This window comes from Advenella mimigardefordensis DPN7 (assembly GCF_000521505.1).
Lineage (GTDB): Bacteria > Pseudomonadota > Gammaproteobacteria > Burkholderiales > Burkholderiaceae_B > Advenella > Advenella mimigardefordensis.
The window spans coordinates 2,379,515-2,398,602 of the sequence record NZ_CP003915.1; the positions used below are offsets into that span (position 1 = coordinate 2,379,515).

The window sequence follows — 19,088 nt, forward strand, 5'->3', positions numbered from 1 at the left end:
AAGACGCTAACGATTTAACTATGTATGGATACTATGACTGATTCTTTCAATTTCAAAAACTTCCTGCGCCCGCAGAGCGTTGCTATCGTTGGCGCCTCACCGCAACGAGGAAGCCCTCGCAATACGCTTTTGCGTAATCTGCAGAAGCACGGCTACGCAGGACGCATATATCCGGTCAGCCCAAGCCACAGCGAGATTGAAGGCCTCAAGGCCTATAAATCCGTGCGCGATTTGCCAGAGCCTGCAGATATTGCTCTTATCATTACACCCGCGAATACGGTACCGGCGATTATCGCTGAGTGTGGTCAGTCCGGTATTCGCAATGCGGTTGTATTTAGCGCAGGCTTTGAAGAGGTGGAAGGTGGAGACGTACTTGCGCGTCAATTGGCAGATGCGGCCAGGGAAAATAAGGTCGCTGTATTGGGTCCCAACTGCCAGGGTATCTGGTCTGTACAGCACAAGGCTATACTGACCTTCAGCCCTGCCGCACTGAACCGCGACGAAATACACCATGCACCGATTGCGATCGTGAGCCAGAGCGGCGCGCTAGCCGGCGCCATGGCCAATGCCTTGCTCAGGATTGGCCTGGGCTGTTCATACGTGGTCAGTGTTGGTAATGAAACCTGCATGGACTCGCTGGATGCGCTGGATAATATTGTCGAGCAGGAAGACGTACGTAGCGTCGCCCTTTACGTGGAAGGTCTGGACGACGCGGCGCGCATCCTCTCGATCGCCCACAAGGCGCGCTCGCGCGGCGTACAAATTGTGGTTCTCAAAACAGGTCGCTCTGCCATCGGCCAGGAAGCAACGGCTTCACATACCGGGAAAATAGCTTCTTCACACGCTGTGTACAACGACGTGCTGGATCAGGCGGGGATCATTTCGGTCAATAGCCTTCAGGAAGTCGTCTCGGCCATGGAAGTACTCACCTTTCTGCCCGATCCGCGCATCAGCGGTGACGCGCAGGGCGGCATCTCCATCATGAGCGCGTCAGGTGGCGCCGGTGCTCTTCTGGCAGACTATAGCAGCGAAAGAGCCGTGCCACTGGCTCAATTCAGTACCGCCGCTGCCGAGCGACTGGACCAGGTACTGCCAAAATTTGCCCGCAAGGCGAATCCGATTGACCTCACCGGTCAGATCAATACCGACCGTGACCTGTTCCGCAACACCTGCGAAGTACTGGCCGACGATACTCGAACCGAAGCGGTCGCTGTGCAGTTTTCCAGTAGCGGTCGCCGGTATCTGAACGAAAATGCAGAAGTCTATAAGCAGTTGGCCAGTCAGGGGTTGCCCGTTGTCATCAGCTTTATTGGCGAAGCGATTGAACCGGAAGTACGCAAGGACTTCCGGGACGCCGGGGTTCTGCTGTCTCCCGACCCTGCCGTCACCATGCAATCGCTGGCCTGGCTGTATCAGCGTGCGCACTATGCTACTCTGCCAGCCCCGCGCCCGCGCACGAACGATGCTGCGAATGTGGCCCGAGACGATTGGGAAGGGATGATGCAGTATCTTAATGACAGCGGCATCACCCCTGCAAATTGGCTGGTTCTGTCGCCCTCTGACCGTGCAGAACAGGCATGTGCATCACTCACCTACCCTTTGGTGGTAAAAGTATTGCCTTCGGAATCGGAGCACAAAACAGAGCTTGGCCTGGTCAAATTGCGCGTTGCCAGTCCACAAGATGTTGATATTATTGCTGCGGACTTCCGCCAGCGTCTTGGCAAGCCTGAAGCCGGCATCCTGGTGCAGGAGATGGTCAGCGACGGTGTGGAAGTGGTGCTATCCTGCCTGCGCAATACCGACTTCGGTCCGGTGTTGTCTATCGGCAGCGGCGGCGTGGCGATCGAACTGTATCGCGATGTTGCCAATCTTGCCCTGCCTGTGACGCACGAGCAGGTAATCACGGCATTGAAAAAACTCAGGCTCTGGACTTTGCTGCAAGGCTTCCGTGGCAAGCCGCCTGCCGACGTGGACGCCCTTGCGGACGCGGCCGTACGCTTTGGCGACAGGTTCCTGGCCACACCCGATGCACAGGAGTACGAAATCAATCCTGTCATGGTTGGCGCCATAGGCACGGGTATCCGCGCCGTGGACGCCTTGGTCAATATCAGGAAAGCCGAAGTAAGCCAACATGATCAGGCAGAACCCGCGAGCGCCTGAATCGACTAACGCAGTTTCACTTCACCGGAGACATCACTACAAAGCCAATGCGCGCATGCGGCTGATGTCTCCGCAAGGTAACCAGCGACAAAAAAACCAAGCAATGTCCGGGCAGACCCGCGATGCACAATTGCAATATTGGAGATTTGATAAAGTGACTATTTCAGTTGGATATATTGGCCTGGGTGCGATGGGCGGTGCCCTGGCCGAGCAGCTCGTTTCCTCTACTGATCTGCATGTATGGGATCTGAATACTGCCGCTTGCGAGCGGTTCGGCGCGCTGGGCGCAAGCGCGGCTAAAACGGCTGTAGAGTTGGCACACCAGTGCCGGTTTATTTTTCTGTGTTTGCCGCGTTCAAGCGATGTAAAAAGCCTGATATTTGATACTGAGGGTTTTGTAGACGCTTTGATACCCGGTACCGTTCTCATTGATCAGACCAGCGGCATACCTGAACAAACACGCAGTATTGCAAAGGTACTTCAGGAAAAAGGAGTGTATATGCTGGATGCGCCTGTGGCGGGAGGCGTACCGGCGGCCCAGGCGGGACGTATCACAATGATGGTATCGGGACCTGTAAGCGCATACGAAAAGACATTGCCGATACTGCAGAAAATCAGTCCGACGGTGATTCGCTGCGGCGAACAGGTCGGCAATGGCCAGGCAATCAAAATCATCAATAACACGATGAACGCATCGTGCCGTATTGCACTTTTTGAAACCATGGCACTGGGTCAAAAATTGGGCTTGCCCCTGACCAAACTGGCTGACGCGATCAATGCCAGCCATGCATGCAGCCGCCTGTCACAAGTCACATTGACTGCCTTCCTGCAAGGCAAATCATCCAGCAATTTCGCATTGTCATTAATGGTCAAGGACGTGCATCAGGCCATTTTACTGGCCAATGCAAGCCAAACGCCGCTACCGATTGCCAGCCTGAGCCGGGCTATCCTGGAAATAGCAGTCAATACAGCCGGCCCTGCCTCAACGCTGGAGGATGTCGCTGACATCATTGCCTCAATGGCCGGCACGAAACTGTCCGCGGCGAGGGAAACAGGTTTGTCACCCGATGAACAAGGCGGTACTTCCGTGTCGGTACACTCTAGAACAGTGGGCTATGTGGGCAGCGCAGAGAGTGCGCAAGCCGTGCAATTCAGAACTCTGGGCCAGCTTCTTCGTTTATATGACCCGGCTAAAACCATTGCCCGCAGTGGCTTGTTGAATGGCATTATGGTGGAATCGGATCTGGCGTCGCTTGCCCATGCATGTGATCTGATTATTATTGGCCCGTCGCTAGGCAATACAGATGTCATGACGGGGCCACAAGGGCTGATAAGCAGTTTGTCACCAGGCACGATTGTCATTGACCAGACAACGCGGCAGCCTGAAGTCAGCCGTAAGCTTGCTCTGGATCTGCAATCGCTTGACGTCACGCTGCTGGACGCACCCATCTGCAGCGAAACTGCACAGCCATTGCCTGGCGGTACCGGCCTGGCTGTTGTCGGCGGCTCCCTGCAAGGTTACCAGGCAGTTAAGCAGGTGCTGGAAAATGCCTCCATTGAATCCATTTATATGGGTCCTTCAGGCGCTGGTAACACGGCTAAGCTGCTTCTGGATTCGCTTGAAACCAGCCATCAACTCATCACGCTGGAAGCGGTCAGCCTGGCATTGAACAATGAACTGGACATACAGGATCTGGCTAACGTGATTATGAAGGGCACCGGCTGGAGCAAAGCCTTTGAAATCATGTTGGTCGACCATCGGCACAATAAGGCAGAAATTCGTGTCGATCTGGCAACGACATTACAGCGGCTCTCGATGGTTTCGGCACTGGCATTTGAAGCCCAGGCGCCCATGCTCATAGCAAACACCGTGCGCACGGTGCTAATGGAAATGGATAATCAGTCAGAAGGCATCGCCAACATGGAGGACCTGATGCTGACATTCAAACAGCGCGCAGGTATAAAGCTGGAGGAATATTATTGGTAAGAGCAACGTCTGCGAAGCTGGCTTGAACTTCGGGCAATCGCTCTGGTCACGCATCCTGACCCACAGGCGAAATACCAACACGGATAGAAAACCTCAGATGTACCTGCCCGCTACCAACTTGCCTGCAGCAAAGCCAAAAGCGTTTCTGATTCTTCTACCGGACGCGGGGTGCGGCTGATGAACCAATCGGCCATGGCCGCCCGGGCAATCATTGGAAATGCTGCCTGATTGATATCGATGTCTCTTAGTCGATGTACCGGAGATATGCTGTTAAGCAATGATTGCACCATTGAAATAGTAGCAGACGCCTGGAAAACGCCCGAAACGGCGGGCAATGCGCCACTGAGCGCTTGGGCGAGACGGGAGCGGCCATATTCTGTGAGCGGTTCGTTAAACCGCATCGTATGCGGCAGTACAATCGCATTCACCAACCCATTCGAAACACGGCTGTGATAACCGATAGCATGTGCGAGAACTGAAGCCAGGCCCGCCCCACTTTGCTCTGTACCACGCCCGCCCAGTATCGCTGCAAGCACCAGGTTTTCGTGAACGCCTTGCTGTGGATCGTCCAGCCGTTCAATATTCTCAGCCAGAAGACGTATTGCGTGCATCAGAAAGGCTTGTGCAAAAGGATCACTGCGGGGCGACTCAAGCGCTTCAATTGCGGTGCAAAAGGTGTTAAGCGCCGCATTTCTGACCAGTTGAGCTGGCGCTGAACACAGCATTTCCGGGTGAATAAAAATGCCTTTCGTACGGGTTTTCGGATCGAACAATGCGTAGCGCTGACCTGTTTGCTCTTCGTGCACACCACAGCCAACTTTAACGAATGCGGTACTGGGTGTGGTAGGAACCATAAACTGCGGAATTTTCGGTTCCTTCAGACGCGGACTGAAAAACCGGCCATCATCTGTCCTGCGCGTACAGAGCTCCTGCACAGGTAACGGCTCGGCAAACAGAATGCCGGCAGCACGGGCCGTGACTGCAGCGGAACCGCCGCCAACGGCAATAATGCTGTCGGCGGAAAACTCCTTAAGCGCACTCACCGTTCCCATTACGGCAGGCAACGGTGTCTGTTCGCGTGCTGTCGGTGAGACACCGGCAAAAAGCGGGCCAAGGGACGAACGAAGCAGATTGAGCGTATCTGAACTGGCAATCGTTCTGCCGCAAACAACGACCGCACGACGGCACCCGTTTCTTGCAAGTTCGCGTTTAAGACCGTCAAAGCAATCAACACCCGAATAAACCCGCAACTCAGGTGAAATATGCTGGAAAGAAGCATTGCCGGAGGTCATAGCACGCTCGTAGACGGCGTGACCGAAAATAGCGTTTTAATATAATTATTCAACATGTACGCCAGCCGTTTTTACAAGTTCACGCCACCGTGCTGTTTCGGACTCCAATGTGTCTTTCCAATGCTCAATATTACCCGGATCGGCATTGAGTCCAAGCGTCTCGAAACGGTTCTGCACTGCAGAAGAAGTTACAATGCTGTTAATCGCGTCATGCAGGCGGTTAACGATAGCTGCTGGTGTGTTTTTGGGCACCATATAGCCGTAAACACTGGTTGGTGTGAAGTCTTTATAGCCCGACTCTATCATGGTGGGCACATCAGGAAAGGTTTTGACGCGCTCGGGTGCTGTCACTGCAATGGCCCGCATGGTTCCAGCGGCATCTCCATGTACGGCCTCAGGCTGCGAGGAAAAGAAAAAATCCAGACGGCCGCCAACTAAATCGGTGACAACGCCTGCGTTTCCCTTGTACGCTACGTGAGTAGCCGCAATATCGGCGCTACGCTTGAGCATTTCCCCCGCGAGGTGACCCACTGACCCGACTCCACCGGAACCAAAGTTCACACCGCCGCTTCTGGAGTTCGCAACACTGATGAGGTCCTTCACCGATTGCGTTTTTGACGATGCGGGTACAACCAGCACAAGTGGAGCCGTTACACCGCTGGAAACGGGTACAAAATCACGTAGCAGCTCGTATCCTGGCTTCTCTCTGAGCACCTGGTTGATGATCTGAGGTGACGAGACCTGCAAAATGGTATAGCCATCCGGAGCGGTCTTGGCCGCATATTCAGTGCCGATCATCCCACCTGCCCCAGCCCGGTTCTCAATAATCACCGTCTGCCCCAAACGCTCAGATAACTCGGCGCCCACAATCCGACCTAACACATCGCCAATACCGCCAGGTAAAAAAGGCACAACCAGCTTGATTGGTTTACTTGGATAACTTTCCGCGGCATGTCCCGCCAGCGGCATTGCAGAAATGGAACATGCAAGAATGGTAGAAAAAATATACTTCATTTGCTTAATGTCTCCTTCGGCTGATATGTATAATCTATGGTTATTCAAACGAACAGAGCGTGCGCAAAAGCAATCTGAATATTGATATGCAATGATGTTCACATCAGTCGTTTTGTTGCGATTCATTGTCAGATAGGCACCAGGCATTGTCGAGTCATTTTTTGTGGGGGACGCGGTAAGCGTGCCTAACAGGAGCTGATTTATAGCCGCTCTTGACGAGTATTATTAAATATGTCAGATGTGTTTGCAGCATCCTGACAGGAGGCAATCACACCATGGAATTACGGCATTTACGTTATTTCATCGCCGCGGCAGAAGAGGAACACTTTGGCAGGGCTGCCGATCGGATGTGCATCACACGGCCGGCCATTTCCCAAATCATTGCAGACCTGGAGAACGAACTCTCCCTGACACTCTTTGAACGCGCTCCCGGCCGAGTAAAACTGACTGCAGCCGGACGAGGTTTGCTGCCACGCCTGCAAAACATTATGGATGAGCTCAACGTATCGCTGGACATGGCCAGGGAAATGAGTGACGGCAAAAGAGGCACTTTAAGGATCGCCTATGGGACGCTAACGTTGCTGCATCCTATTTTTCGTGCCGCCATTAAGCAATTTCGGGAATCGTTTCCCGATGTCACGCTGTCGCTGCTGGAAATGGTGACTTCGCAGCAATCTGTGGCGCTGGCTGAAGGTAAAATTGACGCTGGTTTTATGAATTTTGGTGAGCGACCAGTACAGTTGCCACGAAAATGGAACCATGGCCTGGTTGCCCAAAACCACAAAGATCTCGATTGGCTTTTGATCCAAAGTAGCGGCCTTGGCGTGGTCATGCCAAATGACCACCAACTGGCGCATCATTCAGCAATCACACTTGACATGCTGGAGCACGAACGTTTTATTGTCGTGCCGCAATCCAGCGGCAGTCATGGATTCGCCTTGCTGTACGCACTTTGCGAGAAAGCAGGTTTTGAACCACAGGTTGCCCAGGAAGTCACATCCATATCATCGCAATTGAATCTCGTATCGGTAGGCATAGGCATCGGCTTTACGATACTCGGAAAAAATTTCTATTACCCGGACAACGTGACGGTCGTGCCTCTGGCTAATGTCGATTACCACAGCAATTTTGTTTTTGCCTGGATTAAGGATCAACGGGATCCTGTTCTGGAGCATATGATTAACATCATCGCTGCGCTATCGAAGAAAATGGCCTAGCAGTGCGTTGTTTCCGGTGCATTGAGCCGCCTTTCCTGCACGACGTAAGGCCGCGGTAAGTTCCCCTTACCGCGACGGGCATAAAAGTCAACTTGCCGCTGGCTGACCCGAATGTGAGAATTTCTTTATTCTCTGTTTTCCTGGGTATCCCAAAATGGCAACAACGAAAAGCACCAACTCTCTCCCCCTTTGTGACATAAAAGTAATTGAACTGGCTCATTTGATTTCCGGACCACTGTGCGGACAAATGCTTGCCGACGAAGGAGCCGAGGTGATAAAAGTGGAGCCGCCCGGTGGTGAACTGACACGCCATCGGGATCCACTACGACATATTGGTAGTGAAAAAATTGCGGCATATTACGCCTCATTGAACCGCGACAAAAAAAGCATTGTTCTTGATCTGAAAAATCAGGGTGGCAGCAGCGTTGTAAGGCAATTGCTCGAATCGGCAGACGTTTTGCTGACCAATATGCGCCCCGCTGCACTGAAGCGACTGGAACTGGACCCGCAGACGCTGCATGCACAGTATCCACGACTGATCGTCGCCTGCATTACCGGCTTTGGCATGGAAAACGCCGGTGAGCATGCCGACCGTGCCGGCCTAGCCATGGTGGCCGAAGCGATGTCCGGCGCCACAGGCATTACTCGCGACCACGAGGGCAACCCCGTGTGGTGCGGGTTTCCTTTGGGAGACGTTATGGCTTCAGTGGCCACCCACTCCGCCATTCTGCTTGCCCTGCGAGATCGGGAACGTCACGGTATGGGACGTATCATTGATCTTGGGCTGGTGGAATGCATGCTACCCATCGTCTCTGTCGCGATGGCCCGGTCTCAATGGCAGGACGAAGCCGTATCGGATTTTGCCGGTTCGAACTACCACGGCGTGCCCTGCGGAACCTTCCCAGCGTCTGATGGATACGTCACCATTGGTGTTAACCGGGACGATTTCTGGAGACAACTGTGTATTGCCATGGATCGTCCCGAACTGGGTACCGATCCGAGATACGCCACCTACGTTCAGCGGGCAAGAAGACAGCGCGAGGTTCATGACATCACTGCTGCCTTCACACGCAATCACACGCGTGCTGAGATTACGGAACGCCTGATCGCCGCCGATGTGCCGGTGGGCAATATACAGAATATGGATGAAGTGATAGAAGATGCCTACCTGACTGGCCGCGGGATGCTACAGCAAGTGGACGATGGCTTTGGTGGTCTATTTACCCTTCCGGCAAATCCGGCATGGCCCGCCCGGCCAGCTCACCAGCCCAGAATTCCCCGACTGAATGAACATCGCGAGCAGGTCCTTGACTCGCTCGGCGTGACGCGGGACCAAATAGAAACGCTTCTACATACAGGTGCGTTCGGGCCGACAGCGGCAGAGCCCGTTTGATAATTTTCTAAATTCACAAAATGACGCTATCTGGCGTCGCTGACTTATAAACAGAAACAAAAAGGAGCACAACGATGAATATCGCATCCAGTCCGGAAATGGAGTCTATTCGGGACATGGTTATCCGCTTTATGGAAAATGAAGTGGTACCCGTCATTGCAGACTATGAAGCACGTGAAGAATTTCCGCGAGCCCTGATAAAAAAAGCCGGTGCAGCTGGCCTGTATGGTGCCATGTTTCCCGAATCAGTCGGCGGTAGCGACATGGGTTATCTTGCTGCAGCCATCATTCAGGAAGAGATGGCCCGTATTGAAGTCCGATTCGCGCATTGTAATAACCAGCAGGGCTCGTCATGTCCCAGTTGTATTTATTTCGGCGGAAGCCAGGAACAGATTCGTCGATACGTCCCTGCTCTGCTCGCGGGCGAAACCATAGGCCTGATGTCTCTGACCGAGCCCGGTGGCGGTTCGGATCCGTCCGGCAACATGAAAACGTTCGCAAAACGCGATGGGGACGTATATCGTATAACCGGACAGAAAATGTTTGCGTCTATGGCAAAAGAAACCGATGTCGGTGTGCTGTTTGCACGTACCGATAAAAATGCAGGAGCAAAAGGTGTCAGCGCCTTTATTGTTCACCCCAAAAAACACCCTGGCTGGAATGCTCAGCCAGTAGACATGATGGGACTGTCCAAGGCCTTTCGCACTACCGTGCTCTTTCTTGATGATTTCGTCGTACCTGTAGAAGATAGGCTGGGCGAAGAAGGCGATGGCTTCAAGATCGCCATGCAGGGGCTTCAGCCCGGGCGTATTACTGTCGCAGGAAAAGCGCTGGGCATCGCCCGCGCATGCTTTGAAGACGCGGTACGCTACGCCAACGACCGCACTCTGCGGGGACAGCCGATAGGCCGTTTTCAGATGATACAGTCGGATATCGCCGAAATGGCCGTTGCCATTGATGCCAGTCGCGCCTTGATCTACCAGGCCGCCAGTGCGCTTGATCAAAGTCTGCCGGCTAACCGGCTGGTGGCTATCGCTAAATACCATGCGTCACAGACCGCAAAAATGTGCGCGGATAAAGCCATGCAGATTTTTGGCGGCTATGGGCTGGCCACGGAATATCGGATATCACGACTGCGTTCCTATGCCGATCTGTTCTTTACAGGAGAGGGCTCTGCAAACGTACAGAAAATCCTGATCGCTGAAGATGCCTTGGGCTACAAGCTGGCCGATCGCCATCACGGTCGAACCGGCTTGCGCGATATACGCAAGGACGATGCGGGGGCACAAATCGCAGCCACGGAGGCCTGAATGCAGACGTTTGATTTTGTCATCGTTGGTGCCGGGACGGCGGGTTGTGTGCTCGCCTACCGTCTTTCAGCGCGCGGCTATCGTGTCTGCGTGGTGGAAGCGGGGCCAGTCGATCGCAATCCGTATATTCGCATCCCCGGCGGAATCATGAAAACCTCCACGGATCCCTCAATTACATGGCAGTTTAACCATCAGGGCTCTGCTAATACCAATGGACGTTCCATTCCCTTTATACAAGGCCGGACGCTGGGCGGTTCCAGCGCGATCAACGGAATGATATATAGCCGCGGGCAGCCTGCCGATTTTAACGGCTGGGCCGCCGCGGGTGCGCAGGGATGGGATTACGAGTCTGTCTTGCCCTATTTTAGAAAAAGTGAACGTTTCATGGGAGAGGGAGAAGCACGTTATCGCGGGCGTGAAGGCAATATGCCGATTACGGTGCTGGCCAAACGCAGCGCGGTGTGCGACAGCTTCATACGCGGTGCGGTAGAGCAAGGCATTCCCTACAATCCAGACTATAACGGCTGCGAACAAACCGGCGTTGGCTACACGCAGGCCAATATATACAAGGGCAAGCGATGGAGCGCAGCCTACTGCTTTCTTCGCCCCGCTCGTCGGCAATTTGGTGTAACGGTTATTACCGATGCGCTGGTCAGACGAATTGTAGTGGCAGATAACCGTGCCACAGGCATTGAGTACTCAAGATCCGGAGAGACTACGCTGCATACTGTCCGCTCCAATATATGCACAATTATCAGTGCCGGTTCAGTCAATAGTCCGAAATTGCTTCAACTTTCCGGGATCGGCCCTGCCAGGTTACTCCAGGATCTCGGAATTACCGTCGTACGTGATCTGCCGGGGGTCGGAGAGAATCTTAGCGATCACTATGCAGCGCGGATTGTTGTTCGAACCCCCGGAAACGTAGAAACCGTCAACCAGCACTCCCGAGGTATTCCTCTAATACGGGAAGTGACCTCATGGATGCTGGGCCGCCCTTCTATACTCGCCATGAGTTCCATGTCAGTCTACGCATTTTGTAAATCAAATGAGACATCAACAGAAAATGATTATGCCGTTACGTTTACGCCGGCGAGCCTGAAAGCCGGCAAAACCCGCAAGCTTGATGATTTCCCGGGGGTCACGTCAGGTGCGTGGCGTTTGCGCCCGGAAAGCCGTGGATACATTCGGATTGAATCACGGGACGCGAATCACCCGCCGATCGTCCAGCCTAACTACCTTGATGCAGAAAGCGACCGTCGAATCCTCATTACCGCGCTCAGACGCAGCCATGCGATTCTCCATAGCGACGCCATGAAGCATATTTTTCGGGAACAGGTATTTCCGACGGCAGACTGCCAGACAGATGAGCAATGGCTGGCGTTCATTCGTGAGTACGGAACGACCGCCTTTCACTTGGTGGGTACATGCAAAATGGGTGCGCTGTCCGATCCGATGTCTGTCGTTGATCCCACGCTGAAGATTAAAGGGATAGACGGCTTGCGCGTGGTGGACGCATCAGTGATGCCAACAACGCCGTCGGCTAACACCAATGCCTCAACACTCATGATTGCCGAGAAGGCGGCAGATATGATTCTGCAGGAATTGGGGAGAACATCTTGACGACGCTCCGAATGAGACGCTGCCTGGGTATATCACCGCGCGTACTGGTCAGGCTTTGGCAACGCTTGCGAGCAAACTATTTCGGCGCATGCATGAATGAAAGTTGAGCAATTCGATTATGTCATCGTGGGCGGCGGTTCGGCAGGCTGTGTAATGGCCGCGCGTTTGAGTGAAGATAACGATGTCAGCGTACTGCTTTTGGAGGCGGGCGGTCGTGATTGGCATCCCTATATCCAGATTCCACTAGGTGTCGGACAAATCCGCCAGGCGGGCATGTTCGACTGGGGCTATTTAAGCACACCTCAAGCGGGTTTGGATGGCCGGCGCATTGAACTGAAACGCGGCAAAGTTCTGGGGGGATCTTCTTCCATCAACTTCATGGCACATAACCGCGGCAATCGCAGTGATTATGAGCGCTGGGTACGACTGGGTGCCAAACAATGGTCTTACGATCATCTTCTGCCCTATTTCAAACGTCTTGAATCCTGGCGTGGAGAAGCCGCTGCACATCGTGGTTCCGATGGCCCGGTCGGGATTACCTACACATGTGACAGTGACCCCTTGGGCTGGGCCGTCCTGGAAGCGGCCAAAGCGGCCGGCTATCCCATTTTTGATGATCTGAATAGCCCGGAGCCAAATGGCTTTGGCCTGGCGCAATCGGCCATTGACCGTGGCCGGCGGGCCAGTGCGTCCCGGGCGTATCTGCGCCCCGCCCTCGGGCGTCGGAACCTGACTGTCAGAACGCGGGCAATAGCCGCCCGTATTCTCTTTGAAGGGAAGACGGCGGTCGGTCTGCAATATCTGCGGAGTGACAAGTTAGGTGAAATCCGCGCCCGTCGCGAAGTGATTCTGACCAGTGGCGCCTTCAACTCTCCGCAATTGCTTATGCTCTCAGGCATCGGCGATGCAGATGCGCTACGCAAGCTGAATATTACACCGGTACAGCATTTACCCGGCGTTGGAGCCAACCTGCAGGATCACCTTTCCATTCCGCTTACCTATCAGCGTATTGGTGCCGAGAGCGCCCTTCATCGCATGCTTCGTATTGACAGATTGGTTCCCGCGCTACTAAACGCGCTTGTTGCCGGAAAAGGACCGGCGACCATATTGCCCAGCGGCATCAATTCTATCTTGCGCACACGCCCGGAACTGGATGCACCCGATATTCAAATTATCTTTGGTGCTGGCGCCCTCGAGGCCAGACCCTGGTTGCCGGGTTTCAACCAGTGGCAGGATCTTTTCTACCTTCGTCCTGTGGGTGCCCATCCACAAAGTCGCGGTCACGTCACTCTTGCCAGCAACGATCCTTGCGCAAAACCCGTCATTGACCCGCGTTATTTGTCCTGCGTCGAGGATGTACGCGTGTTGCGCGACGGTTTTCGCATCGCGCGCGAAGTGGTCAGTCAATTGCAGCTTGACGCTTTCCGCGGAGAAGAGCTTTCTCCGGGATTGGCCTGCCGAACCGATGCAGACATTGATAAACATATTCGCCATACAGCGACGACTGTACAGCATGCATCATGCACCTGCAGAATCGGCGAAGACGACATGGCAGTTGTGGACGCAAGGCTGCGTGTGCACGGCATTAACCGTCTGCGCGTTGTTGATGCCTCTGTGATGCCTGAAATACTCAGTTGCAACATCCACGCCGCGGTCCTCGCCATAGCTGAATGGGCATCGGATGTGATACGCGGGAAAGCGCCAATGCGCCCAGACGGCAACTCGAGAGATGCCACAAAAGAGACTGAGAAAAACTGAACGATATCGGTGCTCAATTTAATCGCACCCACTTTTATATTCACAAGGAGGACAGACAATGAATCAATTTAAAACAATACCGGCGGCGACAGGTCGCATGCTAATTGAAGGCCAATTATCCGAAAGCCTGGGCGGAAAATGGATTACCTGCATCAGCCCATCCACCGGCGCAGATATTGGTAAAGTGCCTGATGGCACGACCGGCGATGTGGAGCGTGCGGTGAGCGCAGCGCAGTCAGCACAGACGAACTGGGCTGCCTTATCTGTTGCCCAGCGCGCTCACTATTTACTGAAACTGGCCGACGCACTTGCCGCAAGCACCGATGAACTTCTGGCCATTGAAGTGGCCAGCACGGGAAACTCAATTACAGGCATGAAAGGAGATATCTCCAGCTGCATTGAACGGCTGCGTTACTTTGCGGGGCTGGGCTATGAACTTCAGGGCAATACCATTCCGGAAAGTTCAAATAAACTCAATTTAACCCTGAGAGAACCTTATGGCGTCGTTGGCCGAATTGTCGCGTTCAATCATCCGCTAGCCATGGCTGTCCATGGCATAGCGTCTCCACTAGTCGCGGGCAATACGGTCATCCTGAAGCCGTCTGAGCAATGTCCGCTTTCGGCAACACTACTCGGAGAAATTGCCAGCAAAGTGCTTCCTGCTGGCGTACTCAGTATTGTTACCGGTGGCGCCGAGGTTGGCAACGCCATTGTCCGCCATCCTCAGGTAAAACGCTTGTCTTTCGTCGGATCGGTGCGTACCGGATTGGCGATCCAGCGCGCTGCCGCCGAAGTTGCAGTCAAATCCATCTCGCTGGAACTGGGGGGCAAAAACCCTTTTATCGTATTTCCGGACGCGCCGATAGAACAGGTTGCCAAAGCTGCGGTACTTGGTATGAATTTCATCTGGCAAGGCCAATCGTGCAGCTCGACCAGTCGCCTGTTCGTCCACGATTCGATTTATGATGAAGTGGTGCAACACGTGACTGAACACGTACGAGCCATTCGCATTGGTGATCCATTTGAAGATGATACGCAAATGGGCGCCATCGTTTCGCAGGCCCATCTCGCTTCCATTGAAAATTATGTCCGGATTGGCCAGGATGAAGGCGCCCGCCTGGTCGCTGGCGGGAAACGCCCGACAGGTACAGGTTTTGAGAAAGGCAATTGGTTTGAACCAACCGTCTTTTCTGAAGTCCGTCAGGATATGCGCGTCGCTCGCGAGGAAATTTTTGGCCCGATTCTATCGATTCTGCGCTGGTCTGACACTGACGAGGTCATCGACATGGCCAATTCAGTAGAGTACGGCCTGACTGCTGCCGTATGGACCTCAGATATCACAAAAGCGATTACCACAGCGAAACGGCTACAATCCGGTTATATCTGGATAAACGGCGTTAACACGCATGTGCGGTCTGTCCCTTTTGGTGGTTATAAAAACAGCGGAACCGGAAGAGAACGCGGAATTGAGGAACTTTATTCGTACACAGAGGAAAAGTCTATTCAAATAACGCTTTAGGTTTTTATCTTGTACATGCGGTAAGCGTAGCGGATATCCGATATCAGTTACATGCACACTGCCCTGCGCTACCTTGTGTACTATCTATGCCGAACCATCGAAAACGTTTACGCACCGTATCACACCTCACTAAACGTATAGGGAGAAAACGATGAAAGTTGAAGGCCAATGTCATTGTGGAGCAATTGTCTACGAGGCCGACGTGACGCCAGGAACGGTGGCGATCTGCCATTGCGCTGATTGCCAGATGCAATCTGGCTCCGTCTTTCGCATGAATATTGCTGCGCCTGCCGATACATTCCGTATCTGCAAGGGAACGCCCAAAAAATATATCAAGGTGGGTGATAGCGGAGCCAGGCGTGTTCACGCCTTTTGCGATCAATGTGGAGGGCCCGTCTATTCGTCTGCGATGGACAATCCGCAAACGTACTCTTTACGCGTCGGCGCCCTGAAACAGCGTTATGAACTGGGTAAACCGGTCAGACAAATCTGGACCAAACGCAGGCTGCCGCAAATACCGCATTTTGACACTGAAGAGGAGTTTGACGGCCAGCCATGAGTAGCGTTGCACGAGCATGTACACCAAAAATCGAGTTCCTATCCGCTAGTCAAAAATAAGAAAGCAGGAAACAGCCGCATTGATGAAGTTGACTCACCACCCGGTGCCCCGAAACTGCATGCTACCTGATCGACGACTGTCAGTCCGACACGACGGCAGAACATCGAGTGGTAGCCTAGTTCAGGGTGACTCACAGAGAGCCTAAATCACGCTACGGGCAAAAATTAGCTGTATGATTCATAAACGTCAATGCCCACCGCGTTATTACCCATTGAGTTATCGCCGTGGACATAAACGCGAATGTCAGGTCAACAGAAAATTACCCGCCCGTACCAGAAACTCATGAAACACCGCCCTCTTTTAATCCTGCAGACAGGCTCGCCGCCCACAGAAATTCGTAACAAATACAACGATATCTCCACCTGGTTTGGTCAGGTATTGAATCATACCCGGCGCCCCGTATCTGTTGTGCGCGTTTTTGAAGGGGACAATCTCCCTGCGCCAAACCCCGATTATGTCACCGTCATCACCGGATCATGGGCAATGGTCACCGACCGACATCCGTGGAGTGAGGCAACGGCGCAATGGATCAGGGATGCAGTAAAGATAGAGGCCCCACTTTTTGGGGTTTGCTACGGCCATCAGCTCATGGCACATGCGCTCGGCGGACACGTAGACTACCATCCCAAAGGTCCGGAGCTTGGTTGCCAGACAATTCAATTGCAATCATCAGCTGCGCAAGATCCTTTACTTGCCGCCCTGCCATCACAGTTTCAGGCACATTTAAGTCATGAACAATCAGTGCTTGAGCCACCAGCCGGTGCAAGCGTCCTCGCCGGCTCTGCACATGACCCTCATCAGATCATTCGTTACGGCGCACATGCGGTTTCTACCCAGTTTCATCCGGAATTTACGCCGGGCATAGCGGGCTCATTGTTGCAGCGTCGTCGGGCAGCATCCAAACAGAACGAAACACATATCGAGACGCTCCTGGCAAATTTGGTAGAAACGCCCGAGGCAACCAGTATTCTGAACCGTTTTGTTGAGTCGTACGAGTCAGTTTGACGAGGCCTATTCATATTGCAAATGAAGTAGGTGTTTAACGATAGACGCCGCCGTCAGCCAGATCACGTTCGGCCAACTCTGCTGGGGAATCAATTGAATACGATAAATGCACATGCAAGCGCTTTGGTGCTGATTGATTATCAGGCCGGTTTAATGCCGGTCATTCTTGATGGTGAAACCGCAGTAGCCAATGCGCAGCGATTGGCTAAGGCCGCCCGTATTCTGGATATCCCGGTGCTGGGTACGGAACAGAATCCAGCCAAACTCGGACCAAATCTGGCAGTCATCAAGGCCGAATGCGAAAGCACACTTGCCAAAACCCACTTTGACGCCTGCGAGGATGGGCTGCTGCAGGCACTCAACAGCCTCAAACACGAATGCAATGAGATTGTGATCGCTGGCTGCGAAGCCCACGTTTGCATGTTACAAACCGCGATGGGCTTGCTGCGGGCGGGCAAGCACGTGTGGGTCGTTGCCAGCGCCAGCGGCTCACGCCGGAACAGCGACTATAGGGTTGCCATGGACCGTCTGGCACGGGCCGGTGCCACGGTCGTGACGCATGAAATGGTCATGTTCGAGTGGCTGCACGACTGCCGACATCCCCGTTTTCGAGAGGTGCTGGCACTGATCAAGCTTGCGGATAAAAGTCTGGCCTGAATCCCGTATTGACCTCTATCATGCCAATCGCCAGGCGTATGTTGCTATTAGAAATGACCAGGCAAATCAGGCTAAGACATGCCACGAACGCGAGCCGCTGCCGGGATTACACAGTCGGATTTCGTTAATTTGATCCGCTGATACAAAAGTTTCAACTGAAATACTGTGTAATCATGCTACTATTTTTTCGTTTCGCCTGTTCTGTCTGCTGCTGCAGGCCCACGCTGCCCTGGCGGCGTGCTGTTTTGCAGTAAAGGCCTGGCAGCCAGACAAAGCGGCATGGGGATGCTGAATCCTCCCGCCCCCCTGCTCCGTTTTTTACTCGATCCCATGATTAAACCCGTTAGTATTTCAACACTGGATACGCAGCGCCGCTTGATTCCGGCACCGGTACTGACCCTGCTGATACTACTTTTTCTTGCGATAACGCTTGCCGGATGTTCTCGCGACGACAGCGCAAACAAGCCAGCCCCCAAGACCGACGGCCCTCCCGAAGTGGGCGTGGTCACCCTTAAACCACAGCGTATCACCTTTGCTACCGAGCTGCCCGGGCGCACAGTAGCGCCGGAGATTGCGCAAATTCGTCCCCAGGTCAACGGGATTATCCAGAAGCAGCTGTTCACTGAAGGCTCTCAGGTAAAGGCGGGACAGGTCCTGTATCAGTTGGATCCCGCTGTTTATGAAGCTGAATATGCAGTGGCCAAAGCCAATGTAAAAAAAGCCGAATCTACGGTCGCCAATGCCCGTACCGTGGCCAGGCGTAATCGCGAGCTGGCCCGCATTGATGCCATCAGTGCGCAAATAAATGAGACTTCACAGGCCGAAGCGCAACAGGCAGCGGCGGATCTGGCTGTGGCACAGGCCCAGGAACAGCGCGCCCGAATCAATCTTGACTATACTCGTATTGTCTCGCCCATTGACGGCTGGATAGAATTGTCCAATGTCACACCGGGCGCGCTGGTGACTGCCAATCAGGATACCGCACTCACGATTGTGCAGAAACTGGATCCGCTTTATGTGCATGTGTCGCAGTCCTCGGCAGAATTATTGCAATTGAAAGAGGATATTGCGGCCGGACGCCTGCAGGCGACGGCGGAGAATGATGCACTGATCCGCCTGCGACTGGAAAACGGTCAACTGTATTCTCATTCAGGGCGCCTGACGTTCAGTGGTGTTACAGTCAATCCAAGTACAGGTTCTATTACGCTGCGTGCCAGCGTGCCGAATCCGGATCGGGTTTTGATGCCGGGCATGTACGTGCGCGCGGTGTTGGATAACAGTACGGGCGAGCAATCTGTTCTGGTGCCTCAGCAGGCGATTACCCGCCGGCCCGATGCCAGCACGGTTGCGTTGCTGGTCGATGCCGAAAATAAAGTGCAGGAGCGCACTGTCGTGGTCGGACGCGCGATCGGCAACAGCTGGCAGGTGCTGGAGGGCCTGGCAGCCGGTGAACGGGTTGTGGTGACAGGCTCTCTGCATGTCCGGCCTGGCACAACCGTGCGGCCGGTAGAAACAAGCAGCAAAACGGGTTAGGAAT

14 protein-coding genes are annotated in these 19,088 nt (G+C 53.7%); 12 read left to right on the top strand and 2 right to left on the bottom strand.

What is annotated here, in order from left to right; translation table 11 throughout:
- The first annotated feature begins 33 nt into the window (after positions 1-33).
- The gene (locus MIM_RS10975; RefSeq protein WP_025372806.1) at positions 34-2,160 is read left to right on the top strand and encodes an acetate--CoA ligase family protein; all 2,127 of its coding nucleotides are present in this window, start codon (positions 34-36) and stop codon (positions 2,158-2,160) included.
- 154 nt (positions 2,161-2,314) lie between these two features.
- Positions 2,315-4,147: an NAD(P)-binding domain-containing protein gene (locus tag MIM_RS22530; RefSeq protein WP_144084631.1), complete on the top strand. Its 1,833-nt coding sequence runs from the start codon at positions 2,315-2,317 to the stop codon at positions 4,145-4,147.
- Positions 4,148-4,257: 110 nt separating this feature from the next.
- Here MIM_RS22530 and MIM_RS10985 read toward each other — a convergent pair whose 3' ends face one another.
- Positions 4,258-5,439, bottom strand: a complete 1,182-nt coding sequence (locus tag MIM_RS10985; RefSeq protein WP_025372808.1) for an iron-containing alcohol dehydrogenase family protein — start codon at positions 5,437-5,439, stop codon at positions 4,258-4,260.
- A gap of 45 nt (positions 5,440-5,484) precedes the next feature.
- Complete coding sequence (locus tag MIM_RS10990; protein ID WP_158318726.1) at positions 5,485-6,579, bottom strand: Bug family tripartite tricarboxylate transporter substrate binding protein; 1,095 nt, start codon at positions 6,577-6,579, stop codon at positions 5,485-5,487.
- A 149-nt stretch (positions 6,580-6,728) separates the two neighbouring features.
- Here MIM_RS10990 and MIM_RS10995 point away from each other — a divergent pair, with 149 nt between their 5' ends.
- The 10 genes from MIM_RS10995 to MIM_RS11040 all read left to right on the top strand — a co-directional run bounded on the left by MIM_RS10995 (position 6,729) and on the right by MIM_RS11040 (position 19,084).
- A complete protein-coding gene (locus MIM_RS10995; protein WP_025372810.1) occupies positions 6,729-7,670 on the top strand; it encodes a LysR family transcriptional regulator in 942 nt (313 codons plus the stop codon).
- 154 nt (positions 7,671-7,824) lie between these two features.
- Complete coding sequence (locus MIM_RS11000) at positions 7,825-9,063, top strand: CaiB/BaiF CoA transferase family protein (RefSeq protein ID WP_084458977.1); 1,239 nt, start codon at positions 7,825-7,827, stop codon at positions 9,061-9,063.
- Between the two features lie 74 nt (positions 9,064-9,137).
- Positions 9,138-10,373 (top strand): acyl-CoA dehydrogenase family protein, encoded by a 1,236-nt coding sequence (locus MIM_RS11005; protein WP_025372812.1) that lies wholly within the window; start codon positions 9,138-9,140, stop codon positions 10,371-10,373.
- Entirely contained in the window at positions 10,374-11,993 is a 1,620-nt protein-coding gene (locus MIM_RS11010; protein WP_025372813.1) for a GMC family oxidoreductase, read from the top strand.
- A gap of 96 nt (positions 11,994-12,089) precedes the next feature.
- Positions 12,090-13,751, top strand: coding sequence for a GMC family oxidoreductase (locus MIM_RS11015; protein WP_025372814.1), 1,662 nt, complete (start codon positions 12,090-12,092; stop codon positions 13,749-13,751).
- Positions 13,752-13,809: 58 nt separating this feature from the next.
- Complete coding sequence (locus MIM_RS11020; RefSeq protein ID WP_025372815.1) at positions 13,810-15,270, top strand: aldehyde dehydrogenase family protein; 1,461 nt, start codon at positions 13,810-13,812, stop codon at positions 15,268-15,270.
- A 151-nt stretch (positions 15,271-15,421) separates the two neighbouring features.
- Positions 15,422-15,829, top strand: a complete 408-nt coding sequence (locus tag MIM_RS11025) for a GFA family protein (RefSeq protein ID WP_025372816.1) — start codon at positions 15,422-15,424, stop codon at positions 15,827-15,829.
- A 342-nt stretch (positions 15,830-16,171) separates the two neighbouring features.
- Complete coding sequence (locus MIM_RS11030; RefSeq protein WP_025372817.1) at positions 16,172-16,894, top strand: glutamine amidotransferase; 723 nt, start codon at positions 16,172-16,174, stop codon at positions 16,892-16,894.
- Between the two features lie 93 nt (positions 16,895-16,987).
- Positions 16,988-17,551, top strand: coding sequence for an isochorismatase family protein (locus MIM_RS11035; protein ID WP_025372818.1), 564 nt, complete (start codon positions 16,988-16,990; stop codon positions 17,549-17,551).
- Positions 17,552-17,881: 330 nt separating this feature from the next.
- Entirely contained in the window at positions 17,882-19,084 is a 1,203-nt protein-coding gene (locus MIM_RS11040) for an efflux RND transporter periplasmic adaptor subunit (RefSeq protein WP_144084632.1), read from the top strand.
- The last annotated feature ends 4 nt before the right edge of the window (positions 19,085-19,088 follow it).